The following is a 24,348-nucleotide window of genomic DNA, read 5'->3' as shown; positions in this document are numbered from 1 at the left end:
GCGTAATCTCGAAGCCTGGAGCCCGCCGATCTCGGGACCTTGAACCACACCTTGGGGTTGCACAGCAGATGACTGCCATCTCTCTCGGAATGCCGTCCGTGCCGACGAAGCTTGCCGACCGCCGGGTCAGCCGCAAGATCCAGGTCGGCTCCGTGGCCGTCGGCGGCGACGCGCCCATCTCGGTGCAGTCCATGACCACGACCCGCACCTCCGACATCGGCGCCACGCTCCAGCAGATCGCCGAGCTGACCGCCTCCGGCTGCAACATCGTCCGCGTGGCCTGCCCCACGCAGGACGACGCCGACGCGCTCGCCGTGATCGCGAAGAAGTCCCAGATCCCGGTCATCGCCGACATCCACTTCCAGCCGAAGTACGTCTTCGCCGCCATCGACGCCGGCTGCGCCGCCGTCCGCGTCAACCCCGGCAACATCAAGCAGTTCGACGACAAGGTCAAGGAGATCGCGAAGGCCGCCAACGACGCGGGCACCCCGATCCGGATCGGCGTCAACGCGGGCTCGCTCGACGCCCGACTGCTGAAGAAGTACGGCAAGGCCACGCCCGAGGCGCTGGTCGAGTCCGCGCTGTGGGAGGCGTCCCTCTTCGAGGAGCACGGCTTCAGCGACATCAAGATCTCGGTCAAGCACAACGACCCGGTCGTCATGGTCAACGCCTACCGCCGGCTGGCCGCCGCCTGTGACTACCCGCTGCACCTCGGCGTCACCGAGGCCGGCCCCGCCTTCCAGGGCACCATCAAGTCCGCCGTCGCCTTCGGGGCGCTGCTCTCCGAAGGCATCGGCGACACCATCCGCGTCTCGCTGTCCGCGCCGCCGGTCGAGGAGGTCAAGGTCGGCATCCAGATCCTGGAGTCGCTGAACCTCAAGCCGCGCCGCCTGGAGATCGTCTCCTGCCCGTCCTGCGGCCGTGCCCAGGTCGACGTGTACAAGCTGGCCGAAGAGGTCACCGCGGGCCTGGAGGGCATGGAGGTGCCGCTGCGCGTCGCGGTCATGGGCTGCGTCGTGAACGGCCCCGGCGAGGCCCGCGAGGCCGACCTCGGTGTCGCCTCCGGCAACGGCAAGGGTCAGATCTTCGTCAAGGGCGAGGTCATCAAGACCGTCCCGGAGTCGAAGATCGTGGAGACGCTCATCGAAGAAGCCATGAAGATCGCCGAGCAGATGGAGAAGGACGGCATCCCCTCGGGGGAGCCGACGGTTGCCATCGGCGTCTGAAGTCCTTCTTTTTTGGGGCTCGGTTCGTCCCCCAGCCTCCGGCCGGGAGGTACCCCCGTCGGGGCGCCGGCAGCCTGACTCAGGCGCGCCCCTTCGGCTCCCTCGCCCGTGGCGGTCCCGCGTCCCCCGTCCCCGCAGTCCGGGGGCGGGGGACGGGGCTTTTTCGTGACCTGTGGGACCGGGCATCCCCGTACGGCGCCGGGTACAGTGCGGAGATCAGCAGACTTGTATGGTGAGGCCCCAGTGTTGACGCAGACCACCACCCGGGTCCTTGAACCCAGTGATCTCGAATCCGCGCTCGAAGTCCTCGGGCGCCAGCCGGTCGAGAACGCCTTCGTCACCTCCCGGGTCCAAGTCGCCGGTCTGGACCCCTGGCGCCTGGGTGGCGAGATGTGGGGCTGGTACCGCGACGGCGAGCTGCGCTCCCTCTGCTATGCGGGCGCCAACCTCGTCCCCGTCTGCGCAGGCCCCGACGCCGTACGCGCCTTCGCCGACCGCGCCCGCCGCACCGGCCGCCGCTGCTCCTCAATCGTCGGCCCGGCCGAGGCCACCCGGCTGCTGTGGAGCCTCCTGGAACCGAGCTGGGGGCCCGCCCGCGACGTCCGCTCCCACCAGCCCCTGATGATCACCGAGCAACCGTCCACCGAGGTCCGGCCCGACCCCATGGTCCGCCGCATCCGCAAGGACGAGATGGACCTGATCACGCCCGCCTGCGTGGCCATGTTCACCGAGGAGGTCGGCATCTCCCCGCTCGCCGGGGACGGCGGGCTGCTCTACCAGGCGCGGGTCGCCGAACTCGTCGGCACCGGCCGTTCCTTCGCCCGCGTCGACGACGGCAGGATCGTCTTCAAGGCCGAGATCGGCGCCGCCACCCCGCGCGCCTGCCAGATCCAGGGCGTGTGGGTCGACCCCGAATTCCGCGGCCGCGGGCACTCCGAGGCGGGGATGGCCGCCGTCGTGGAGTACGCCCTGCGCGACGTGGCCCCCGTGGTCAGCCTCTACGTCAACGACTTCAACACCGCCGCGCGGGCGGCCTACCGGCGCGTGGGATTCCGCGAGGTCGGCGCCTTCATGAGCGTGCTCTTCTGACCGTCCCGGGCCACGAATCCGGTGCCGGACCCGTACCCCTCGCTGCTACCGCCGAGTAAGGTCACCGCATGCTGACAACCCCCGGGGGCGACGGCCCCCACCGGCCCGCCGGACTCCGCGTCGGCCCCCTCGATCTCGCCGCACGCGTGGACGAGGCCCTGCGCGTGCAGGCGGTCGCCTTCGGGCTCAGCGACGAGGAAGTGGCCATCCGGCGCTACATCGTCCAGCGCCACATGACCTGCCGGGGCGCCCGCGCGCTCGGCGCGTACACCGAGGACGACGCGCTCGCCGGGTTCGTCTACGGCATGCCGAACGACCGCGACCACTGGTGGTCCACCGTCGTCGAGCCGTACCTGCGCACCGGAGGCCACGAGGGCTGGCTCGACGGCTCCTTCGTCATCACCGAACTCCATGTCCACCCCGGCTTCCAGGGCCACGGCGTCGGCCGGGAGCTGATCACCCGGATCACCGACTCCGCCGCCGAACCGCGCTCGATCCTGTCCGCCATCGACACCGACAGCCCGGCCCGCGCCCTGTACCGCGCGCTCGGCTACACCGACCTCGCCCGCCGCGTGTACTTCCCGAGCGCGAGCCTGCCCTACGCCGTGATGGGCGCCCCGCTGCCGCTGCGCAGGCCGTAATTCGACGAGGGGCCGGGGAAGGCCTCGGTAGGCTCCCTTCATGTCAACGCAACACGTGCAGCGCATGTCCCGCCTCCTGGCCAAGACCCTCCGCGAGGACCCGGCCGACGCCGAGACCCTCAGCCACCGCCTCCTCGTCCGCGCGGGCTACGTCCGGCGCAGCTCCGCCGGGGTGTGGACCTGGCTGCCGCTCGGCAAGCGGGTCCTGGAGAACGTCTCCCGCATCGTGCGCGAGGAGATGGACGCGATCGGGGCGCAGGAGGTGCTGCTGCCGGCGCTGCTGCCCAGGGAGCCGTACGAGGTCAGCGGCCGCTGGTCGGAATACGGTGACCTGCTCTTCCGGCTCAAGGACCGCAAGGGCGCGGACTACCTGCTCGGCCCCACGCACGAGGAGATCTTCACCCTGCTCGTGAAGGACCAGTGCACGTCCTACAAGGACCTGCCGGTCATGCTCTACCAGATCCAGACCAAGTACCGCGACGAGGCCCGGCCGCGCTCCGGCGTGCTGCGGGGCCGCGAGTTCCAGATGAAGGACTCGTACTCCTTCGACATCAGCGACGAGGGCCTCGCGCAGTCCTACGCCCTCCACCGCGCCGCCTACCAGCGGATCTTCGAGCGGCTCGGGCTGGACCACCGGATCGTCTCGGCGGTCTCCGGCGCGATGGGCGGCTCGGCCTCCGAGGAGTTCCTGGCGCCGGCGCGCGCGGGCGAGGACACCTTCGCGGACTGCCCGTCCTGCGACTACGCGGCGAACACGGAGGCGGTCACCTTCCCGCTGACCCCGGTGACGGCGGAGCACGGCCCGCTGGAGGAGATCCCCACCCCCGACACCCCCACCATCGAGACGCTGGCGGCGCACCTGGGCGTCCCCGCCTCCGCCACGCTCAAGAACCTGCTCGTCAAGGTGGACGGCGAGATCGTCGCCGTCGGCGTGCCCGGTGACCGCGAGGTGGACCTCGGCAAGCTGGGCGAGCACCTGGCCCCCGCCGTCGTGGAGTTGGTGACGGCGGAGGACTTCGCCGGCCGCCTCGACCTGGTACGCGGCTACGTCGGCCCGCAGGGCCTGGAGAAGGTCCGCTACCTGGCCGATCCCCGTGTCGCGCCCGGCACTTCGTGGGTGACGGGAGCCAACAAGCCCGATACGCATGCCCGGAACGTGGTCTGCGGACGGGACTTCGAGGTCGACCGGTACCTGGACGTCGTCGTGGTCGAGCCGGGCGACCCCTGCCCCGCGTGCGGCAGCGGACTCGCACTGGACCGGGCGATCGAGATCGGGCACATCTTCCAGTTGGGCCGCAAGTACGCCGACGCCTTCGGGCTGGACGTGCTCGGCCGCGAGGGCAAGCCGGTCCGGGTCACCATGGGTTCCTACGGCATCGGCGTCTCGCGCGTCGTGGCCGCCCTGGCCGAGCAGACGGCCGACGAGCGGGGCCTGTGCTGGCCGGCTTCGGTCGCCCCTGCCGACGTCCACGTGGTGGCGGCGGGCAAGGCCGTCCCGCTGGCCCTGGCCGAATCGGCGGCCACGGCCCTGGCGGAGGCCGGCCGACGGGTCCTGCTGGACGACCGGCCCGGCCTGTCGCCCGGCGTCAAGCTCACGGACGCCGAGCTGATCGGCGTGCCGTGGATCCTGGTCGCGGGTCGCCGCTCCGCCGACGGGGTGGTCGAACTCCAGGACCGCGCCGCCGGCACCCGCGAGGAACTCCCCCTCGCGGAGGCGCTGGCCCGCCTCGCCTAGCCGGACAGCGCCCCCAACCCGTCAGGCGTCCGGTTCGTCCGGCGCCGACGGCGGGGACACGGGGCTGCTCGGGGGCAGGAGCGGGTCCGGGTCCGGCGAGCCGTCCACGCGGTCGAAGCCGGGCCCGGCCGCCAAGGCGTCCGGCGGCTCCACACCTTCGAGTTCAGCGCCATCCGGCTCCACACCCGGCGGCTCAGTGCCTTCCACGACCGGCTCCGGCGGGCGCGGGGGCGGCGCCGCGGCGTCCGAGGGGGTCGGCGCGGCGCGTTCGAGGAAGCGCAGCAGCTCCACCGGGAAGGGCAGCACCAGGGTGGAGTTCTTCTCCGCCGCCACCGCCACCACCGTCTGGAGCAGGCGCAACTGGAGCGCTGCCGGCTGATCCGCCATGACCGCGGCCGCTTGGGCCAGCTTGTGCGAGGCTTGCAGCTCCGCATCCGCGTTGATCACCCGTGCCCGCCGCTCCCGGTCCGCCTCCGCCTGCCGTGCCATCGACCGCTTCATCGTCTCCGGGAGCGAGACGTCCTTGATCTCCACCCGGTCGATCTGGACGCCCCACCCCACCGCCGGACTGTCGATCATCAGCTCCAGACCCTGGTTGAGCTTCTCCCGGTTCGACAGCAGATCGTCCAGGTCCGACTTGCCGATGATCGACCGGAGCGAGGTCTGCGCCATCTGCGAGACGGCGAAGCGGTAGTCCTCCACCGCAACGATCGCGTTCGCCGGGTCGACGACCTTGAAGTAGACGACCGCGTCCACCCGCACCGTGACGTTGTCCCGTGTGATGCCCTCCTGCGCGGGGATCGGCATCGTCACGATCTGCATGTTGACCTTCCGCAGCCGGTCCACGCCGGGCATGATCATCGTGAAGCCGGGGGTACGGACGCTCTCGCGCAGCCGCCCGAAGCGGAAGACCAGGCCCCGTTCGTACTGCTTCACCACCCGTGCGGCGGCGCCCGCGCAGACCGCGATACCGACGGCCGCGGCGATTCCCGCTGTCAGCAGTTCTTGGACCATGACGGCCTCCTGCCAGACATACCTTTTTACCTACGGTATGCCCTACAACCAGGCAGCGAATTCCAGCAACGACTCGGCGTCGCGACGCCGTCCGGCCGCCAGCGCCCGGTTCCCGGACTCCACCGCGCGGAACACCGTCCAGCCCCGCAGCCGCTCCCGGTCCACGTCGAGCGCGTCCGCCAGCTTGTTCACCCGGCGCCGGGCGCCCGAGGCCCCGGCCGAGGACGCGACCTGGTCCTCCAGCCGGTCCCGGACCAACCGGGCCAGGTCGTACGCCCGCTCGCCGACCAGTGGATCGGGGCCCACCGTCAGCCACGGCGCGCGCTCCCCCGCCAGTACCTTGCCCTGCCGGAAGTTGCCGTGCAGCAGCAACTCCTCGTCCGGGGCGGCCGTCAGCTCCTCCCGGAGCGCCAGCGCCACCGCCGCCAGCGCCTCCGCCTCCGGCGGGGCCTCGCGCAGCACCTCCGCCTGGCGGGCGGTGCGCTGCGCCACCGTCTCCCAGCCGTGCCCGTCACCCGGCGCCACCCACAGCCGGCGCAGCGTGCCGCACGCCTCCAGCAGGGCCTTCGCCTCCGGCAGCGAGCGCAGCGACACCTCAGGGTGCAGCCGCTCCAAGAGCAGCCCGCCGTCCTCCTCGTGGTGGCGCGAGTCGAGGACCCGTACCGCGCCGAAGCCGCCCCAGTGCGCGAGCGCGGCCAGTTCGAGATCCGGTCGGGCCGCCGGCGGGGCGAGTTTCAAAGCGGCCGGAGTCCCGTCGGAGTACCGCACGAGCACGACCAGACTGCTGCCCCCGCCGGGCGCCTGCACCCGCTGGGCCACCACCTCGCGCCGGGCCATCGCCTCCTCGGCGAGCCGGGGCAGCCGCCCCAGCCAGTCCGCGTCCTGCGCCGATTGCGGCATCTCGCCGAGCGCCCGTACAAGCCGCTGCGGCGGTTCGAAAGCCATGCGTGCGTGGTCCCTTTCAGCTGGTCTGGGCGCGATCCGCGCGTTCGGCGAGCCCAGGGAAGGCTACGCCGCCGCCGCGCCACCGCGCCGCCCGCACGGCGGCGGCGCTCAGCGCGTCGGCCGCCTCGCGGCGCAGCGGGCCCTCCGCGGCCCGCACCAGATCGGAGTACGCGCCCGCGACGCGCTCCTCGATCTCCGCGGCCAGCCGCTCGGCGTCCGCCGGTCCACGCACCTCGTACGGCAGGGTGTACGCCGCCTCCGCGGCCCGCGGCGCACCGCCCAGCGCGCGCACCGTCCGGGCGAGTGAGTCGCGGCGCGCGAGGTGGCTCCCGTACGCCTCGCGGGCCTCGTTGGCGCGCTCCGGGGAGGTGCGCGCGCCGATCACCCCGTAGCCGTAGGCGGCGGCGTGCTCGGCGGCCAACGCCGACTGCGCGGCTTCCAGCGGACGGCTCGCGGGGGAGGGCGGGGGCGAGGGCTTCACGAGGCGGCTCCCGGGGTCGAGGTCAGCAGGTACGCGTGGACGGCTCCACAGGCCGCCAGGGAGGCCAGCAGCCGGGCCAGTTCCCCGGGCGCGCCGGCCAGCGCGACGGTCCGGGCCTCCGACAGGCTCCGCTCGGTGTCCGCCAACTCGGTCAGCGCCTCGGCGGGGGTCGGCGGTACGGGCGCGGAGCGCGGCGCCGGGGTCCCGGCCGAGGGGGCGGAACCGGACGACGAGGCGGAGGGGGCGGAGGCGCCGGCCGGGTGACCGGGGTCGGGGACGGCCAGTGCCGCGCGGTGTGCCGCGACGGCCGCGCGCAGCGGCGCGAGGCGCCCGGCCAGGTCCGGATGGGCGGCGGTGGTCGCGTCGTAACGTTCCAGCAACCGCTCGGAGTCACGCGCGGCCGTCTCCCGCATCCGCCGTTCGAGTGGAATCCCGCGCTCCTCGGCGGGAGCGCCGCTCTCGTCCGTGCAGCCGGTGAGCAGCGCGGCCCCGGCCGCACCGGCGGCTCCGGCCAGCACGCTCCGTCGTGAGGGCGCGTGGGGCGCCGAGGGCATCGAAGGCATGGTCCAGGGCACGGCGACGTCCTCCGGAGGCGCTCGCGGGGCAGGGTGTGATCACCGTACCCGGGGCCCCCGCCGGGCGCGCGGACGGCAACACCCTCCGCGACCGGATACCCTTTGACCTGACACGCGACGGAAAACCACAACAGCACACGCGGCCGAGGAGTCACCCGGATGAGCACCACCCAGAGCGACAGGCTGCGCGGACTGCTGGAGCCGCTCGTCGCCGCCAAGGGCCTGGACCTCGAGGACATCGAGCTGTCGAAGGCGGGCAAGCGACGGATGCTGCGGGTCATCGTGGATTCCGATGAGGGCGTGGAACTGGACGCCTGCGCCGAGCTGAGCCGTGAGGTCTCCGATCTGCTCGACGAGTCCGATGCGATGGGTGAGGACGAGTACGTCCTCGAAGTGAGTTCCCCGGGCGCCGATCGTCCGTTGACCGAGCACCGTCACTACGTCCGGGCGATCGGACGTCTCGTGAAGTTCGGCCTGGTGGCCGAAGACGACAAGGGCGCCGGTGAACTGATCGCCCGCATCCTCGACGTCGACGACGAGGGCATGGACCTCGAAGTACCGGGCGTGAAGGGCCGCAAGGCGACCGCCCGCCGCATCGCATTCACCGACATCGCCAAGGCGCGTGTCGAGATCGAGTTCAACCGCAAGGACAAGAAGGAAGAGGAGGCGTAGCCGTGGACATCGACATGAGTGCCCTGCGGGGTCTGGTCAGGGAGAAGGAGATCTCCTTCGACCTGCTCGTCGAGGCGATCGAGTCGGCCCTCCTCATCGCGTACCACCGCACCGAGGGCAGCTACCGCCGTGCCCGCGTCGTGCTCGACCGCAGCAACGGTCACGTGGTCGTGTGGGCGACGGAAGACCCGAGGGACCTCGAAGAGGGGCAGGAGCCCAAGGAGTTCGACGACACCCCGTCGGACTTCGGCCGGATCGCGGCGACGACCGCCAAGCAGGTGATCCTCCAGCGTCTGCGCGACGCGGAGGACGACCTGACGTTCGGCGAGTTCGCCGGCCGTGAGGGCGACGTCATCACCGGTGTGGTGCAGCAGGGCAAGGACCCGAAGAACGTCCTCGTCGACATCGGCAAGCTGGAGGCCATCCTGCCGGTGCAGGAGCAGGTGCCGGGCGAGGAGTACACGCACGGGCTGCGCCTGAAGGCGTACGTCGTCCGGGTGGCGAAGGGCGTGCGCGGTCCGTCGGTGACGCTGTCGCGCACGCACCCCAATCTGGTGAAGAAGCTGTTCGCGCTGGAGGTCCCGGAGATCGCCGACGGCAGCGTCGAGATCTCGGCGATCGCCCGTGAGGCCGGTCACCGCACCAAGATCGCCGTTCGTTCCACCCGCTCGGGGCTGAACCCGAAGGGCGCCTGCATTGGTCCGATGGGCAGCCGTGTGCGCAACGTGATGGCGGAGCTGCACGGCGAGAAGATCGACATCGTGGACTGGTCGGACGACCCGGCCGAGATGGTCGCGAACGCCCTGTCGCCCGCTCGGGTGAGCGCTGTCGACGTCGTCGACTGGGACTCCCGTTCCGCACGGGTGATCGTGCCCGACTACCAGCTGTCGCTGGCCATCGGCAAGGAGGGCCAGAACGCCCGCCTCGCCGCGCGGCTCACGGGCTGGCGCATCGACATCCGCTCCGACACCGAGCAGCCCTCGGAGCGGGACGCGGACCGCGAGGGCCGCGGCGCCCGCGACGTCGGTGATGGTGAGCACGCCGACCGGCGCGGGGAATAAAACCATTACCGGCCGGTGCTCACCGGCCGGTAGACAGGGACCCCGGTGGACCGGGGTCCCCGGCACACGGGAGCACTCCGGGCCCACCCGGAGTGTTCCGAATGGATCACGACAACGTCCGTTCGATTTTTCGCCTGAAGGGGTGAGGTCGGTACGGGGAGGTAGACTTAGGCGTGTCTGGCCGGACGCAAGCCCGCGCATGCCCCGAACGCACCTGTGTGGGGTGCCGGGAGCGAGCGGCCAAGAGCGATCTGCTGCGCATCGTGGCGATCGAGGACGAATGCGTCCCCGATCCACGCGGTACGCTGCCCGGCCGGGGTGCCTACCTGCACCCCGCCGTGGTCTGTCTCGACCAGGCGGTCCGCCGCCGGGCGTTCCCCCGGGCCTTCAGGTCCACAGGAACACTCGACACGGCGGCACTGCGCACAGCCCTGGCCGGTGAGGCCGGGGCGACACCGTAAGAAGTAGTACGGCACGGATACCCCGTGCGGTCAGGTACCTCGCGAGTTGGAAGTAGGTCGAGATTGCGATGAGCACTCGATGAGTACGCGATGAGTACGCCCATGAAGTAGCGACGGTCCGGCGTAACCCGGACCTAAAAGGAGCGATGTGGCTAAGGTCCGGGTATACGAACTCGCCAAGGAGTTCGGAGTTGAGAGCAAGGTCGTCATGGCCAAGCTCCAGGAACTCGGTGAGTTCGTCCGTTCGGCGTCCTCGACGATCGAGGCGCCGGTCGTACGCAAGTTGACCGATGCACTGCAGGGGCCCGGCGGCAACGCCGGCAAGTCCGCTGCGAAGCCCGGCGCGCCCCGCAAGGCCGCGCCTTCCCCCGCCGCGGCCGCAGGCCGCGCGGGTTCCCCCACTCCCGCGGCGCCGTCCCCGGCCGCCGCGGCACGTCCCGCCGCCCCCAAGCCCGGCGTACCGGCGGCCCCCAAGCCCGCCGCCGCCGAGGCCCCGGCAGCGGGTGCGCCCGTGACTCCGGCCGCCCCCGGCCCGCGTCCCGGTCCCAAGGCTCCGGCCGCCCCGAAGCCCGCTCCGGCGGCGCCCGTGGCGACCGAGTTCTCCGCGCCCGCACCGGCTACGGCCGCTGCCCCGGCGCGTACCGACCGTCCCGCCGGTCCCGGCGCCCCCGGCCCCCGTCCGGCGCAGCAGCGTCCGGCGGCCCAGGGTGGTCAGGCCCCCCAGGGCGGCGCCCGTCCCGGCGCCCCGCGTCCGGCCGGCACCGCTCCCGGTGGTCAGGGCCAGCGCCCCTCCGGTGGCACCGGTGCCCCGCGTCCGCAGGGCGCCCGTCCGGCCGGTCCCCGTCCGGGCAACAACCCCTTCACCTCTGGTGGCTCCACCGGCATGGCGCGCCCGCAGGCGCCCCGTCCGGCCGGCGCTCCCCGTCCCGGTGCCCCCGGCGCCGGTGGCGGCCAGGGTGCCCCGCGACCGCAGGGCGGCCCGGCCGGCGCCCCGCGCCCGCAGGGTCCCGGCGGCTCCCGTCCCACCCCCGGTGGCATGCCCCGTCCGCAGGGCGGCGCCCCGCGTCCGGGTGGTGCTCCCGGTGGTAACCGTCCGAACCCGGGCATGATGCCGCAGCGTCCCGCTGCCGGTGGTCCCGGTCCGCGTCCCGGCGGCGGCCCCGGTGGCCGTGGTCCCGGTGCGGGTGGTCCGCGTCCCGGTGGCGCCGGTCGTCCCGCGGGCGGCGGCTTCGCCGGCCGTCCGGCCGGTCCCGGCTCGCGTCCCGGCGGCGGTGGCGGCTTCGGCGGTCCCCGTCCCGGTGGCGGCGGCTTCGGTGGCGGTCCGGCCGGTGCCGGTGGTGGCGGTCGTCCCGGCTTCGGCGGGCGTCCCGGTGGTCCCGGTGCCCGTGGTGGCACGCAGGGTGCCTTCGGCCGTCCCGGTGGTCCGGCCCGTCGTGGTCGCAAGTCCAAGCGTCAGAGGCGCCAGGAGTACGAGGCCATGCAGGCCCCGTCCGTCGGCGGCGTGATGCTGCCCCGCGGCAACGGCGAGACCGTTCGCCTGTCGCGCGGTGCGTCCCTCACCGACTTCGCGGAGAAGATCAACGCCAACCCGGCGTCGCTCGTCGCCGTCATGATGAACCTCGGCGAGATGGTCACTGCCACGCAGTCCGTCTCCGACGAGACGCTCGAGATGCTGGCCGGCGAGATGAACTACCAGGTTCAGATCGTCAGCCCGGAGGAAGAGGACCGCGAGCTCCTCGAAGGCTTCGACATCGAGTTCGGCGAGGACGAGGGCGGCGAGGAATTCCTCATGCCGCGTCCCCCGGTCGTCACCGTCATGGGTCACGTCGACCACGGTAAGACCCGACTGCTCGACGCCATCCGCAAGACGAACGTCGTGGCGGGCGAGGCCGGCGGCATCACCCAGCACATCGGTGCCTACCAGGTCGGTACCGAGGTCAACGGCGAAGAGCGCAAGATCACCTTCATCGACACCCCCGGTCACGAGGCGTTCACCGCCATGCGTGCCCGTGGTGCCAAGTCGACCGACATCGCGATCCTCGTGGTCGCGGCCAACGACGGCGTCATGCCGCAGACGATCGAGGCGCTCAACCACGCCAAGGCCGCCGGCGTCCCGATCGTCGTCGCGGTCAACAAGATCGACGTCGAGGGTGCCGACCCGGTCAAGGTGCGCGGTCAGCTCACCGAGTTCGGTCTGGTCGCCGAGGAGTACGGCGGCGACACGATGTTCGTCGACATCTCCGCGAAGCAGGGTCTGCACATCGACTCCCTGCTGGAGGCCGTCGTCCTCACCGCCGACGCCTCGCTCGACCTGCGCGCCAACCCGGAGCAGGACGCTCAGGGTATTGCGATCGAGTCCCACCTCGACCGTGGCCGCGGTGCCGTCGCCACCGTCCTCGTCCAGCGCGGTACCCTCCGCGTCGGCGACACGATGGTCGTGGGCGACGCCTACGGCCGCGTGCGCGCCATGCTCGACGACAAGGGCAACAACGTCGAGGAAGCGGGTCCCTCGACCCCCGTCCTGGTCCTGGGTCTCACCAATGTCCCCGGCGCCGGCGACAACTTCCTCGTCGTCGACGAGGACCGCACCGCCCGTCAGATCGCCGAGAAGCGTGCTGCGCGTGAGCGCAACGCCAACTTCGCCAAGCGCGTCCGCCGGGTGTCCCTGGAAGACCTCGACTCGGTCCTCAAGGCCGGTCTGGTCCAGGAACTCAACCTCATCATCAAGGGCGACGCGTCCGGTGCGGTCGAGGCCCTCGAGTCCTCGCTGCTCCAGCTGGACGTCGGCGAAGAGGTCGACATCCGCGTCCTGCACCGCGGTGTGGGTGCGGTCACCGAGTCCGACATCGCCCTGGCGATGGGCTCCGACGCCATCGTCATCGGTTACAACGTCCGTGCGGCCGGTCGCGCCGCGCAGATGGCGGACCGCGAGGGTGTCGACGTCCGCTACTACTCGGTGATCTACCAGGCCATCGAGGAGATCGAGGCGGCCCTCAAGGGTCTCCTCAAGCCCGAGTACGAAGAGGTCGAGCTCGGTACGGCGGAGGTCCGCGAGATCTTCCGCTCGTCCAAGCTGGGCAACATCGCCGGTGTCCTCATCCGCTCCGGCGAGGTCAAGCGCAACACCAAGGCGCGGCTCCTGCGCGATGGCAAGGTCATCGCCGAGAACCTCACCATCTCCGGTCTGCGCCGCTTCAAGGACGACGTCACCGAGATCCGCGAAGGCTTCGAGGGCGGTATCAACCTCGGCTCCTTCAACGACATCAAGATCGACGACGTCATCGCGACGTACGAGATGCGCGAGAAGCCCCGCGCGTAAGCGCGAGGCGGTTCGCACCGTGTCGTAAGGCTCGTACGGCCGTTGGTCGTACGAGCACCACCGGGGCCGGTCGGCGGAATATCCGTCGATCGGCCCCGGCCGTTGCGTGTACGGTTCAGGTGACCCTGCCGGGCGACGGCCCGGCAGGCCACCGAACCCGCACCGGCGGGATATCCGGAACTGCATGTACGTGGGGACTCTGTCCTTCGATCTGCTCCTCGGCGATGTCCACTCGCTCAAGGAGAAACGCTCCGTCGTCCGGCCCATCGTCGCCGAGCTCCAACGCAAGTTCTCCGTGAGCGCGGCCGAGGTGGGCGACCAGGACCTGCACCGCAGGGCCCGTATCGGGGTCGCGCTGGTGAGCGGGGACGCGGGGTTCGTGTCGGACGTACTGGACCGCTGCGAGCGGCTGGTCGCGGCGCGTCCGGAAGTGGAGCTGCTGTCGGCGAGACGGCGGCTGCACGGTGATGAAGACTGATTGCTTGTCTGCAAGAAAGAAGGAGACGGACCAGTGGCCGACAATGCGCGGGCGAAGAAGCTGGCGGACCTCATCCGGGAGGTGGTGGCCGAGAAGCTGCAGCGTGGTGTCAAGGACCCGCGCCTGGGTACGCACGTGACCATCACGGACACCCGCGTCACCGGCGACCTGCGGGAGGCCACGGTCTTCTACACGGTCTACGGCGACGACGAGGACCGGGCCAGCGCGGCAGCGGGCCTGGAAAGCGCCAAGGGCGTACTGCGCTCCGCGGTCGGCCGGGCGGCGGGAACCAAGTTCACGCCCACCCTGACCTTCGTCGCGGACGCCCTCCCGGAGAACGCCAAGACCATCGAGGACCTCCTCGACAAGGTGCGCGCCTCCGACGCCGAGGTGCGCGAGGCATCCTCCGGCGCCACCTACGCCGGTGACGCCGACCCGTACAAGAAGCCGGGCGAGGACGACGAGGACGCAGCGGCGGAATGAGCACCGAAGCAGGGAAGACTCCGGACGGTTTGATCGTTGTCGACAAGCCGTCCGGCTTCACTTCGCACGACGTGGTCGCCAAGATGCGCGGGATCGCCAAGACCCGCCGCGTCGGCCACGCCGGCACGCTGGACCCGATGGCGACGGGCGTACTCGTCCTGGGCGTCGAGAAGGCGACCAAGCTGCTCGGTCACCTCGCGCTGACCGAGAAGGAGTACCTCGGCACCATCCGCCTCGGGCAGAACACCCTCACGGACGACGCCGAGGGCGAGATCACCTCCTCCACGGACGCCTCCCGGGTGACCCGCGAGGCCGTCGACGCGGGCATCGCCAAAATGTCCGGCGAGATCATGCAGGTGCCGTCCAAGGTCAGCGCCATCAAGATCAAGGGCGTGCGCTCCTACAAGCGCGCGCGGGACGGCGAGGACTTCGAGATCCCGGCCCGGCCGGTGACCATCTCGTCGTTCCGGGTCTACGACATGCGCGACGCGGAAGCCGAGGACGGCACCAAGGTCATCGACCTCGTCGTCTCCGTCGTCTGCTCCAGCGGTACGTACATCCGCGCCCTCGCCCGTGACCTGGGCGCCGACCTCGGCGTCGGCGGCCACCTCACCGCGCTGCGGCGCACGCGGGTGGGCCCGTACAAGCTCGACCGGGCCCGGACGCTCGACCAGCTCCAGGAGGAGCTGACGGTCATGCCGATCGGCGAGGCGGCCGCCGCGGCGTTCGCGCGCTGGGACCTGGACGCCCGGCGGGCCGCGCTGCTCGCCAACGGCGTGCGCATCGACATGCCGGACGAGTACGCCGAGGGGCGGACGGTCGCGGTCTTCGGTCCGCAGGGGCAGCTGCTCGGACTGGTCGAGAACAAGGGCGGGAAGGCGAAGTCGCTCGCGGTCTTCGTCTGACCGCCGCCGATCGCTTCCGTTCGTCTCTCGTTGACGGTGTCTCTCGTTGACGTGGAGCGGTGAGCGCACACCGACTGCTGCTCACCGCTCCACGACCCCCCTCGGGTAGGTGTTTATCCATCCGAGGCCCGCTATTCACCCGTCCGAGCAGGCGCTCGGAGTGAATGGAGGGAGCACAAGGGGGCGCTTTCGCCTCGTGTGCTTTTCGCGCTGATCTTCATCTGCCTACCGTCACGAACACGGAACGGCGGGGAGTGGTGCGGCAGTGGCGGAGCTCGTCAGGATCTGCGATCTCGCCGGGCGGGTGCGGGGCAGCGGCTTCGTGGCCGACGACCGGGGGACGGTGATCACCGGACACGAGGCCGTCGAGGGCATGGACCGGCTGGTGGTGCACGGGCCCGGGACCCGGACATGGGTCGTCGGCGCGGCCGATGTGACGGCCCTGCCGGGGTTGGCTCTGGCCCTCGTACGGACCGACGGCCTCGGGGCGGCGCCGCTGCCCGTGGCCCGGCGCACGGTGATCGAGCCCGGTACCTACGTACGGCTGCTCGCGCGGGGCTGGCGCCAGGCGCGGGTGCTCGCGGCCGGGGCGGAGGTCGCGTACCGGACGGGGGAGCGGTGCCACGCGCTGCCCGCCACGGTCGAGCTGGCCATCGGCACGGACGGCCGGGTCGCCCTGGAAGCCGGCGGGGAAGCCTGTGGGGCTCCCGTCCTCGACGCCGTGACCGGAGCGGTGCTCGCGGTCCTGGGCACCGTTCTGCGGTCGGAGCACCGCTCGGGCGCCTTCGCCGTGCCGTTGCGCGCGGCGGCAGAGGCGGACCCCGACGGCCCGCTGCGGGCGCTGCTGGAACGCAACGCCGCCGGCGTGCCGGGATACGGGCCGGAACTGAACCTCGCGGGCGCCTTGGAACTCACCGCGATCACGCTCGGGCCGGTGCTGCACCCGGGGCCCGGACCGGGGCCGGAACAGGACGAGCCGGAGCCCGTCGCCCGCCCCCGCATCGCCGCCGAACTCGACGCCTTCACCGCCGGCGGCCGGCCCGTCCTCGGGGTGGTCGGCGATCCGGGCACCGGCCGCACCACCGCGCTCGCCGCCTTGGCCGCCGCCCGGGGGCGCGGGGAGCGCCCCGCGCCGACGCTGTGGCTGCGGGGGGCGGAGCTGCGCGACGGGGACGGGTCGCTGGCCGACGCCGTGGACCGGGCGCTGGCCGCCGCCGGGCGGATCGCGGCGGCGGGCGAACGCTCACCGGCGACTTCGCCCGGCCCCTTCGTACCCGGCGGGCGGCCCGAACCGCCCGGGCCGCCCGAACCATCCGGCCCGTCCGGCACCGGCGGGTCTACCGAACCGCCGGGGCGCGACGGCATCGGGGCCGAGGTCGCGCGGCTCGCCGCCGGCGCCGGGCGGCCACTGCTGGTGGTGCTCGACACCCCGGAGGAGATGCCGCCGGGACTCGCCCGGCACCTCGCGCCGTGGACCGCGGCCACCGCCCGCTGGCTCGGCGGGACCGGGGCCCGGCTGGTGATCGCCGCCCGACCCGAACACTGGGAAGGGGCCGGCGCCCTCTACCCGCCCGAGGCGCTGCACAGCCCCGCGCGGGCAGCCCGGCGGCTGCCGCCCGCGCTGCCCGTCGGCGACCTGACCCCGGCCGAGGCCGCCGCCCTGCGGACCCGTCTCGGCATCCCCGACGACGCCGTCCGGGAGAGCGACGCCCGGCACCCCCTGACGCTGCGCCTGCTGGCGGGCGTACGGGGCGCGGGCGTCACCGAGGGTCGTCCGGGCAGGGACGAGGTGTTCGCCGCCCACCTGGACCTCCTCGCGCTGCGGGTGGCCGTGCGCATCGCCGCCTCCGCCGCCGATGCCCGGCACCCGGATACCCGGCACCCCGCCACCCCAGGCACCGGGCCGCACGGCCTGGGGGTGCAGGGCCTGGGGGTGCAGGGCCTGGGGGTGCAGGGCCCGGGGGTGCAGAGTCCGGGGGTGCACGCGCCCGGAGTGCGACGGCTGGCCGCGCGCGTGGCCGGCCGGGTCCACGAGGCCGCCCGGCGCTGCCTGGGACCGGGCCAGGGTCGGCTGGACCGGGCCGCCTTCGAGCAGCTGTTCCCCTGGCGCACCGGCTGGGCGTCCGCCGTCCTCACCGAGGGGCTGCTGGTGCCCGCCGGGCCCGGCTACCGCTTCGCCCACGAGGAGCTGTCCGACTGGCTCCAGGCCGGTCACCTCGACGTACCGACCGCGTTGGAGGCCCTGGTGCACCGGGGACCGGCCACCTCCGGCCCGCCCGTGCCCCGCCACCGCATCGGCCCCGTCCTGGAGGCCCTGCGACGCCTCCCGCCCGACGAGGCACACAGGGCGCTGCGCGGGCTGGTGGCGGCCCTGGACGCCTTCGCGCAGGCGCCGACCGACGCGGGCGCCCCGGAGGCGGACCGCGCGTGGTGGGCCGGCCGGCTGCTGCGCGAGACCCTGCTGCGGGCCCCCGACGCCACCCCGCACCTGTCGGTCCTGCACGCCCTCGTCGAACACCTGGCGGGCCGGGGGAGCGGCGCGCCGGACACCGGTGACTTCGGCGGCCGGTTCTGGAACCGGCTCCGCCTCCCCGAGCCCGACCGACTGGACCTGCTGCGTCGACTGCTGCCCTGCGACCACCGCCACCTCGAAGCCGCCGGCCGCCGCCTCGCCCGCGACCCCCGGTACGTCCAGCCCTTGCTCTGCGCCTGGTTCGGCGACGAGCGCCGACTGCGCGGCCGGCCCGGCGCGACCGTCGCCACCGCCGCCCAGGCCCTGCTGCACACCCACCGCCGCCTCGCCGTGGACGATCTCACCGAGGCGCTCGTCACCGCCGCCCACCCCCGCGCCGACGAACTGCTCGCCGTACTCGCCGAAGACGAGCCCTCGGCCCTGTGCCGGGCCGTCCACCGCTGGGCCCACGACGAGCGGCCCGGGCGCCGGGTCGCGGCCGCCGCCTACGGGCAGGCCACCGCCCCCCACGTGCGCACCCCCGCCGACCGGGAACTGCTGCGCCACGCCGCCCAGGCGCTGCTCGCCCGCCCGGCCGACGCCACCCTGCACGGCGGCGCCCTCGCGACGCTGCTCCGCGACCCCCAGGCGCGCGCCCGCTACCTCCCCGACGCCCTGGCCTGCTTCCGCGACCCCCAATGCGGCGCCCGGCTTCCCGCCGAGGCGCTGGTGGCGGCCCTGCCGTTGCTGCCGGAGCCGGACGCGGTGTTCGACGCCCTGCGCGCCCGGGCCGACGGGGAGGTGGTGCGCGCCCTGGCTACGCTCACCACCCCGGGGCTGGCCCGCCGCGCGGGCGACCTCGTACGCGAGCACCTGGCGCGTTGCCCCGAGGACGCCCCGCACGCCGCCGCGTTCGTGGACCGGCGCCTGGAGCAGGGCCCGGCGGCCGAACCCGTCCTGCGCCCCTTGGCCCTGGACCTGCTGAGGTCGGCGCCGGTACCGGTCCGGGCCGCGCTGGCCGCGGTGCTGGCCGCGCCCGGCGGGGAACCCTCGTACCCCCTGCGGGGCGAACTGGCCGACGTACTGCTGCGCGAGGAGACCGACCCGGCTGTCCTGGACGCCTTCCTCGGCGCCGTCGCCACCGGCGCCGCCGGCCGCCCCCACCAACGCACCCGCGACCTGCTGAGGCGCACCGGGCGGCAACTGCTGCGGCTCCCCGGCGGCCCCGCGGTGTTCGAGCGGAGGACGGTGGAGCTGTCGCGGACCGACGCGGAATTCGGCGCGGTGACCGCGCGCTGGCTCGGGGAGGCCACGGAGGAGGCCGCCGCACTGCTCGGGCCGGGCGCCCGGCGCACGGTCGAGACGCTGGGCCGGGGAGCCCCTGACATCACCTGAGGCGGGACGGGCTCAGCCCGACGCCGATGCGGGGCCGGGGCGGACGGCATGGCAGTCTTAGACCTGCAATCGGCAATCGGTACGGGTCTACCCACGGGTTCGGGCGAGGAGCGGTCTCAGTGCAGCGCTGGCGTGGCTTGGAGGACATCCCCGATGACTGGGGACGCAGCGTCGTCACCATCGGCTCCTACGACGGAGTGCACCGCGGCCATCAGCTGATCATCGGACGGGCCGTGGCCAAGGCACGCGAACTCGGCGTGCCCTCGGTGGTCGTGACGTTCAGCCCGCACCCGAGCGAGGTCGTGCGCCCCGGCAGCCACCCGCCGATCCTGGCGACCTACGAGCGTCGGGCCGAGCTGATGGCGGGCCTGGGCGTCGACGCGCTGCTGATCCTGCCGTTCACGGCGGAGTTCTCGCAGCTGTCGCCGGCCGACTTCATCGTGAAGGTGCTCGTCGACAAGCTGCACGCGCGTGCCGTCATCGAGGGACCGAACTTCCGCTTCGGTCACAAGGCCGCCGGGAACGTCGACTTCCTGCGCGAACTCGGCACCACGTACGACTACGAGGTCGAGGTCGTGGACCTGGTCGTGCGCGGGGAGGCGGGCGGCGGTGTGCCGTTCTCGTCGACGCTCGCGCGCAAGCTCGTCGCCGAGGGCGACATGGAGGGCGTCGCGGAGATCCTCGGCCGCCCGCACCGGGTGGAGGGCGTCGTGGTGCGCGGGGCGCAGCGCGGGCGCGAGCTGGGCTACCCGACGGCCAACGTCGAGACGCAGCCGCACACCGCGATCCCGGCCGACGGGGTGTACGCGGGCTGGCTGACGGCGGACGGCGAGCGGATGCCGGCGGCGATCTCGGTGGGCACGAACATGCAGTTCGACGCCACCGAGCGGACCGTGGAGGCGTACGCGATCGACCGCGTAGGGCTGGACCTCTACGGCATGCACGTGGCCGTCGACTTCCTCGCCTACGTGCGGGGCATGGCGAAGTTCGAGTCCCTGGACGGGCTGCTGGAAGCCATCGCGGACGACGTGAAGCGCTCCCGCGTCCTCGTCGAGACGTACGACGGGCAGCGCTGAGCGACGTCGTCCCCGGACGACGCGGAAGGGCCCGTACCTCCCCTCGGGGTGGTACGGGCCCGCGTGCGTTGTCGGCGGCGCCGGGTCAGCCGAGCCGGGGGTCGCGCGGCGGCTGACCGGGCTGGGGCTGCTGAGGCTGCGGTTGCTGACCCGGGTGCGGTGGCTGGGGCTGCTGCCAGGGTCCACCGGGCTGCGGGTAGGGCCCTCCGCCGTAGGGCTGGGGTGCCTGGGGCATGGGCTGCTGGTATGAGGGCTGCGGTTGGGGGACACCGGGCTGCCCGCCCTGCTGCGCCGCTCCCCAGTGGCCCTGCGGGGCCTGCTGCTGGGCGCGGATGAAGTCCTCGGCGACCAGGGCGGAGAGGTTGAAGTACGCCTCGCGCGTCTTGGGCCGCATCAGGTCGAGGTCCACTTCGGCGCCCGCCGCGAGGTGCTCGTCGAACGGCACCACGACGACGCCGCGGCAGCGGGTCTCGAAGTGCTGCACGATGTCCTCGATCTTGATCATCTTGCTGGTCTCGCGGACCCCCGAGATGACGGTGAGCGAGCGTGAGACGAGATCGCCGTACCCGTGCGCGGACAGCCAGTCGAGGGTGGTGCTGGCGCTGCTCGCGCCGTCCACGGACGGGGTCGAGATGATGATCAGCTGATCGGCCAGGTCGAGGACACCGCGCATGGCGGAGTAGAGCAGACCGGTGCCCGAGTCCGTGAGGATGATCGGGTACTGGCGGCCCAACGTCTCGATGGCCCGGCGGTAGTCCTCGTCGTTGAACGTGGTCGAGACGGCCGGGTCCACGTCGTTGGCGATGATCTCCAGGCCCGACGGCGCCTGCGAGGTGAACCGCCGGATGTCCATGTACGAGTTGAGGTACGGGATCGCCTGGACGAGGTCGCGGATGGTCGCCCCGGTCTCGCGGCGCACGCGCCGGCCGAGGGTGCCCGCGTCGGGGTTGGCGTCGATGGCCAGGATCTTGTCCTGGCGCTCGGTGGCGAGCGTCGCGCCGAGCGCGGTGGTCGTGGTCGTCTTGCCGACGCCGCCCTTGAGGCTGATCACGGCGATGCGGTAGCAGGACATGACCGGGGTGCGGATGAGTTCGAGCTTGCGCAGGCGCTCGGCCTCGGCGGCCTTGCCGCCGAAGCGGAAGCCGGAACGGGTGGGCTTGGGCTTCTGCTTGGCGCGCAGCAGGCGGTCGGAGGACAGCTCGACGGCAGCGGTGTAGCCGAGCGGCGCCCCGGCGGTGGCCGGGCCGGCCTGGTACGGGGGCTGCGGCCACTGGCCGCCGGCGCGCGGGTCGTGCGGCGGCTGGGGATGCGGCTGCTGCTGGGGCTGCGCGGGGGCCGGAGCCGGGGCCTGGGTCGGGGCCTGGGCCGGCGTCGGCGCCGGAGGCGGGAAGCCGTAGCCCTGCGCGCCCTGGTACGCGGGCGGCAGCGGGGGCAGTTCACCGCCCGGTCCCCCGAACGGGGGCTGCGGGGCGGGCTCGACGGGCTCCGCCGGGGCGGCGGGCGGTGCGTAGGGCCCGGGCGGGGGCGCCGCGTACAGGGAAGGGGGTACGGGAGTGCCCTCGGGCGGCGTGGCGGTGCGGTACGGCTGCGCGGGCGGCACCGCGTCGGCCGGAGCCGGAGCCGGAGCCGGAGCCGGGGCGGGGACCGCGTCGGCCGGAGCCGGAGCGGGCGTCGGCGCGTCGGCCGGGACCGGGGCCGTCGCCTGCGGCGGGGTCTCCACGGGAGCCGGGTGCACCGGGGCCGGCTCCGCGGGGGCGGGGACGACCGGAGCCGCGTCGACCGGGGCCTCGGCCGCCACGGGCGCCGGCGCCGGTTCCGGGGTCGCCACGGGGGCGGGGAGCGGGGCGCCCACCGGTTCCGGAGCCGTCTCCGGCACCGGTTCCGCTGCGGCGACAGGGGTCGGGGCCGCCGGGGGAACGGCGGGGAACACCGGCGGCGGGACCACCGCGTCCGCCGACGGCGTGCGCGGCGCCGGGGGAACGATCCGCATCGTGGGAGGCGACGTCACGTCCGACGGGCGGTGCGGTTCGAAGCCGCTGCCCTCCGGCAGCCCCGGCACGGACGCGGCAGGTGCCTGCGCCGCACCCTGCGTGTACCAGGCCGGAGGGGTGTAGTCGATGGTGAACTCGCCCGTCACCTCGGGCTCCGCATCGGACTGATCGTCCGTCGGGACGTCCCACGTCCCGCCGCGCCTCTCGTTCCGATCGCCGCTCACTGAGTCCTCCTGGTCTGTCGAACAACGGTCAGGCGCCCACCTCGACGCCGCGCCCACGCTCAGCCTAATCGCGTGCCGCCGCCCCGCTCGCCCCCGTGCCCCGGCTCACACCCCCACGACACCGACTCGCCCCGTCAGCCGCCCCGTCAGCCGCCCCGTCAGCCGGTCCGTCCGCCGACCCGTCAGTCGATCCGTCGCGCCGGACCCAGCAGTCCCGTCTCCGTGTCCGTGCCCTGCGTCATGACGAACTTCCGGTCCCGCGGCGTGCACCACAGCGTCACCCCGTCCCCCAGCGTCGGCAGCGACTCCACCGCCGCCCGCGGCAGGTGCATCAGCCGGCCGATCTGCGCGGCCTCGTCGGGGGACACCCGCTGCACCCCCACCAGCGACGCGTTGCCCATCAACCGGGGCGCCGCCGGGCTCAGGTACGGCAGCAGGGTCAGCACCGACTGCCACGGCCCCGCCACCACCCGCCCGCGCGGCGGCCGCATCCCGCAGTCCCGCACCACCAGCACCGGGCTGCCCGCCGACGCGCCCTGCGGCGGCACCCGCCCGACATCGTGCAGGGTGACGCACTGCTGGCCGCCGCCCGCCGCCTGGGCCAGCCCGGACCACACCTGCCCGCGCCCCGTCTCCACCGCGACCCGGGCCCCCGTGGCCGCCGCCCGCAGCGCCAGTACCTGCGCCGTCCACAGGCCGCCGATCAGCGTAACCTCGTACGGCGTGGGCCGGTTGACGCCCAGCACCGCCGGACGGCCCTCGGCGTCCACCCCGATGACGACCCCGTCGTCGGCGACGGGCAGGGCCAGCGCGTCCAGGTCGGCAGCCGGGACGACATGTCGTTCGCGGCGCGGCCCGATCAGCCCGAAACCGCCCCTCATCGCGCTCCTCCCAGCGGCAGCGAGGCCAGCAGGCCCGGCACCTGTTCACGGTCGAGCCGGACGAGTCCGGTCTTCACGCCCCGAGCCGTCCGCTCCAGTTCACGACGGGCGGTGACCAGTTCCTCGTCGCTGCGTCCGGTCACCCGTACGTGCCCGGTCAGCGTCACGCCCTGGCGCTCGGCCGGCGCCATCGTCAGGCTGAAGTTCGTCGCGAGCGCGGGCAGCGACGTCAGCAGCGCCACGAACTGGGGCAACGCCGCCCCCGCGCCGCCCAACTGCGGCCAGCGGCCGATCCAGTACGTGGTGTGCCGCCGGTCGTCGCAGCGCCAGGTCCGCGCCGTCTCCTCCGTGCGTCGGCCGCTGCCCGCGGCCCGGCCGGCCTGGGTGATCGCCCTCGGGTTCGCACAGGAGGACGTCGCCAGCGCGCCCGTCAGCTCCTGCTCGGTGAGCACCACGGCCCGGAAACCGGCGCCGGTCAGCCGGCTCGCCAGTTGGTCCGCGATCCGCACCAGACACCGCTGGGCGCCGCCCAGCCCGCCACCGCGCGCGGTGACCGCCTCCGGGCACAGTTCCGGGTCCAGCTTGAGCGCGATCCAGGTCAGCCGTACCGCCGGAGCGCCCGTACTGGCCTGCAGCGGCGCGTAGTTGCGGGTGGCCATCGCCTGGGGCGGCAGATGCGGCGCCGGCGCCGGCTGGGTGTGCTGCACCAACTGGGCGGACTCCAACCGGATCCCGTCCACTTCCAGCACGTCCCGTACGAGGCCCAGCGGCAGCGGGCGCGCCCCCCGGTCCGGCCGCAGCGCGGTGGCGTCCATGTCGACCTGGACGACGGCCGTCAGGAACGTGCCGTCGCCGACCATCCCCACCGGCCGCCGGTCGCGGTCGCCGAACGTCAGTGTGCGCAGGGCGGGTTCGGCCTCGACCAGCGGCGCCAGCCCCGGCTCCACGCCGGCCGGTAGCGGGCGGGAGGCGGCCCGGCGCCACCGGGCGCGCAGCGCGAGCGCGCCCCCGATCCACTCGGGCAGGGAGCGCTGGTGGCGGCGTACGAGCGCGAGCGGCACCAGGACCAGGGCCAACACCCCGGCGGGCACCAGCAGCAGCGGTTCCACGACCCACGCCACCAGCAGGGCGGCGGCCGCGATCTGGAGGAGCACCAGCTGTTGGAGTCGAAACGGGCCGAACCGGCCCGGCCCCGACCGCGGATGCGGTGTCACCCCGGCGCCGGCCGGGAGTGTGGCCGAGGT

20 protein-coding genes are annotated in these 24,348 nt (G+C 73.5%); 13 read left to right on the top strand and 7 right to left on the bottom strand.

Annotated elements, in window-relative coordinates; genetic code table 11:
- The first annotated feature begins 68 nt into the window (after nt 1-68).
- The 4 genes from ispG to ABZ934_RS05420 all read left to right on the top strand — a co-directional run bounded on the left by ispG (nt 69) and on the right by ABZ934_RS05420 (nt 4,691).
- On the top strand, nt 69-1,226 hold the full coding sequence (gene ispG / locus ABZ934_RS05435) for a flavodoxin-dependent (E)-4-hydroxy-3-methylbut-2-enyl-diphosphate synthase (RefSeq protein ID WP_361308816.1): 1,158 nt from the start codon (nt 69-71) through the stop codon (nt 1,224-1,226).
- 243 nt (nt 1,227-1,469) lie between these two features.
- Nucleotides 1,470-2,315, top strand: coding sequence for a GNAT family N-acetyltransferase (locus ABZ934_RS05430; protein WP_361308814.1), 846 nt, complete (start codon nt 1,470-1,472; stop codon nt 2,313-2,315).
- A gap of 68 nt (nt 2,316-2,383) precedes the next feature.
- A complete protein-coding gene (locus tag ABZ934_RS05425) occupies nt 2,384-2,956 on the top strand; it encodes a GNAT family N-acetyltransferase (protein ID WP_361308812.1) in 573 nt (190 codons plus the stop codon).
- Nucleotides 2,957-2,996: 40 nt separating this feature from the next.
- A complete protein-coding gene (locus ABZ934_RS05420; RefSeq protein WP_361308810.1) occupies nt 2,997-4,691 on the top strand; it encodes a proline--tRNA ligase in 1,695 nt (564 codons plus the stop codon).
- Between the two features lie 21 nt (nt 4,692-4,712).
- Here the strand turns inward: ABZ934_RS05420 and ABZ934_RS05415 are convergent, their stop codons facing one another.
- From ABZ934_RS05415 to ABZ934_RS05400, 4 genes are read right to left on the bottom strand one after another with little or no spacing between them, the layout of a single operon-like run.
- Nucleotides 4,713-5,705 carry a slipin family protein gene (locus ABZ934_RS05415; RefSeq protein WP_361308808.1) on the bottom strand — a complete coding sequence of 331 codons (993 nt, stop codon included), beginning with the start codon at nt 5,703-5,705 and terminating at the stop codon, nt 4,713-4,715.
- Between the two features lie 42 nt (nt 5,706-5,747).
- On the bottom strand, nt 5,748-6,650 hold the full coding sequence (locus tag ABZ934_RS05410; protein ID WP_361308806.1) for an aminoglycoside phosphotransferase family protein: 903 nt from the start codon (nt 6,648-6,650) through the stop codon (nt 5,748-5,750).
- Nucleotides 6,651-6,666: 16 nt separating this feature from the next.
- Nucleotides 6,667-7,131 carry a ferritin-like domain-containing protein gene (locus ABZ934_RS05405; protein WP_361308804.1) on the bottom strand — a complete coding sequence of 155 codons (465 nt, stop codon included), beginning with the start codon at nt 7,129-7,131 and terminating at the stop codon, nt 6,667-6,669.
- The gene (locus ABZ934_RS05400; protein WP_361308803.1) at nt 7,128-7,685 is read right to left on the bottom strand and encodes a hypothetical protein; all 558 of its coding nucleotides are present in this window, start codon (nt 7,683-7,685) and stop codon (nt 7,128-7,130) included. Before ABZ934_RS05400 ends, ABZ934_RS05405 begins: the two co-directional genes overlap by 4 nt.
- 180 nt (nt 7,686-7,865) lie before the next feature.
- Here ABZ934_RS05400 and rimP point away from each other — a divergent pair, with 180 nt between their 5' ends.
- From rimP to ABZ934_RS05355, 9 genes are all read left to right on the top strand, one after another.
- The gene (gene rimP / locus ABZ934_RS05395) at nt 7,866-8,378 is read left to right on the top strand and encodes a ribosome maturation factor RimP (protein ID WP_361308801.1); all 513 of its coding nucleotides are present in this window, start codon (nt 7,866-7,868) and stop codon (nt 8,376-8,378) included.
- Between the two features lie 2 nt (nt 8,379-8,380).
- Nucleotides 8,381-9,439, top strand: a complete 1,059-nt coding sequence (gene nusA, locus ABZ934_RS05390; protein ID WP_361308799.1) for a transcription termination factor NusA — start codon at nt 8,381-8,383, stop codon at nt 9,437-9,439.
- 173 nt (nt 9,440-9,612) lie between these two features.
- Nucleotides 9,613-9,900 carry a YlxR family protein gene (locus ABZ934_RS05385; protein WP_361308797.1) on the top strand — a complete coding sequence of 96 codons (288 nt, stop codon included), beginning with the start codon at nt 9,613-9,615 and terminating at the stop codon, nt 9,898-9,900.
- Between the two features lie 148 nt (nt 9,901-10,048).
- Nucleotides 10,049-13,219, top strand: coding sequence for a translation initiation factor IF-2 (gene infB / locus ABZ934_RS05380; RefSeq protein ID WP_361308795.1), 3,171 nt, complete (start codon nt 10,049-10,051; stop codon nt 13,217-13,219).
- A gap of 184 nt (nt 13,220-13,403) precedes the next feature.
- On the top strand, nt 13,404-13,697 hold the full coding sequence (locus ABZ934_RS05375; RefSeq protein ID WP_136213480.1) for a DUF503 domain-containing protein: 294 nt from the start codon (nt 13,404-13,406) through the stop codon (nt 13,695-13,697).
- Nucleotides 13,698-13,730: 33 nt separating this feature from the next.
- Entirely contained in the window at nt 13,731-14,180 is a 450-nt protein-coding gene (rbfA, locus tag ABZ934_RS05370; RefSeq protein WP_136213481.1) for a 30S ribosome-binding factor RbfA, read from the top strand.
- Nucleotides 14,177-15,085 carry a tRNA pseudouridine(55) synthase TruB gene (gene truB / locus ABZ934_RS05365; RefSeq protein ID WP_361308793.1) on the top strand — a complete coding sequence of 303 codons (909 nt, stop codon included), beginning with the start codon at nt 14,177-14,179 and terminating at the stop codon, nt 15,083-15,085. The genes rbfA and truB overlap by 4 nt, the downstream gene beginning before the upstream one ends.
- Before the next feature lie 265 nt (nt 15,086-15,350).
- Complete coding sequence (locus tag ABZ934_RS05360; protein WP_361308791.1) at nt 15,351-18,932, top strand: serine protease; 3,582 nt, start codon at nt 15,351-15,353, stop codon at nt 18,930-18,932.
- A 119-nt stretch (nt 18,933-19,051) separates the two neighbouring features.
- Nucleotides 19,052-20,008 carry a bifunctional riboflavin kinase/FAD synthetase gene (locus ABZ934_RS05355; RefSeq protein ID WP_361308790.1) on the top strand — a complete coding sequence of 319 codons (957 nt, stop codon included), beginning with the start codon at nt 19,052-19,054 and terminating at the stop codon, nt 20,006-20,008.
- 85 nt (nt 20,009-20,093) lie between these two features.
- Here the strand turns inward: ABZ934_RS05355 and ABZ934_RS05350 are convergent, their stop codons facing one another.
- From ABZ934_RS05350 to eccE, 3 genes are all read right to left on the bottom strand, one after another.
- Entirely contained in the window at nt 20,094-22,223 is a 2,130-nt protein-coding gene (locus tag ABZ934_RS05350) for an SCO5717 family growth-regulating ATPase (protein ID WP_361308788.1), read from the bottom strand.
- Between the two features lie 182 nt (nt 22,224-22,405).
- Nucleotides 22,406-23,104, bottom strand: a complete 699-nt coding sequence (locus ABZ934_RS05345; RefSeq protein WP_361308786.1) for a hypothetical protein — start codon at nt 23,102-23,104, stop codon at nt 22,406-22,408.
- Entirely contained in the window at nt 23,101-24,318 is a 1,218-nt protein-coding gene (eccE, locus tag ABZ934_RS05340) for a type VII secretion protein EccE (RefSeq protein ID WP_361310213.1), read from the bottom strand. The genes ABZ934_RS05345 and eccE overlap by 4 nt, the downstream gene beginning before the upstream one ends.
- Nucleotides 24,319-24,348: the final 30 nt, after the last annotated feature.

Origin of the sequence: Streptomyces sp. NPDC046557, assembly GCF_040645975.1 — a bacterium.
GTDB lineage: Bacteria > Actinomycetota > Actinomycetes > Streptomycetales > Streptomycetaceae > Streptomyces.
Note: the sequence above shows the minus strand (reverse complement) of the source record. Positions and strands in the feature narration are given on the sequence as shown.

Bases quoted from the DNA above. Each gene is read 5' to 3' on its own strand.
- ispG (WP_361308816.1), top strand. From the start codon at position 69: ATGACTGCCATCTCTCTCGGAATGCCGTCCGTGCCGACGAAGCTTGCC.
- ABZ934_RS05425 (WP_361308812.1), top strand. From the start codon at position 2,384: ATGCTGACAACCCCCGGGGGCGACGGCCCCCACCGGCCCGCCGGACTC.
- ABZ934_RS05420 (WP_361308810.1), top strand. From the start codon at position 2,997: ATGTCAACGCAACACGTGCAGCGCATGTCCCGCCTCCTGGCCAAGACC.
- ABZ934_RS05415 (WP_361308808.1), bottom strand. From the start codon at position 5,705: ATGGTCCAAGAACTGCTGACAGCGGGAATCGCCGCGGCCGTCGGTATC.
- ABZ934_RS05410 (WP_361308806.1), bottom strand. From the start codon at position 6,650: ATGGCTTTCGAACCGCCGCAGCGGCTTGTACGGGCGCTCGGCGAGATG.
- ABZ934_RS05400 (WP_361308803.1), bottom strand. From the start codon at position 7,685: ATGCCCTCGGCGCCCCACGCGCCCTCACGACGGAGCGTGCTGGCCGGA.
- rimP (WP_361308801.1), top strand. From the start codon at position 7,866: ATGAGCACCACCCAGAGCGACAGGCTGCGCGGACTGCTGGAGCCGCTC.
- ABZ934_RS05375 (WP_136213480.1), top strand. From the start codon at position 13,404: ATGTACGTGGGGACTCTGTCCTTCGATCTGCTCCTCGGCGATGTCCAC.
- truB (WP_361308793.1), top strand. From the start codon at position 14,177: ATGAGCACCGAAGCAGGGAAGACTCCGGACGGTTTGATCGTTGTCGAC.
- ABZ934_RS05345 (WP_361308786.1), bottom strand. From the start codon at position 23,104: ATGAGGGGCGGTTTCGGGCTGATCGGGCCGCGCCGCGAACGACATGTC.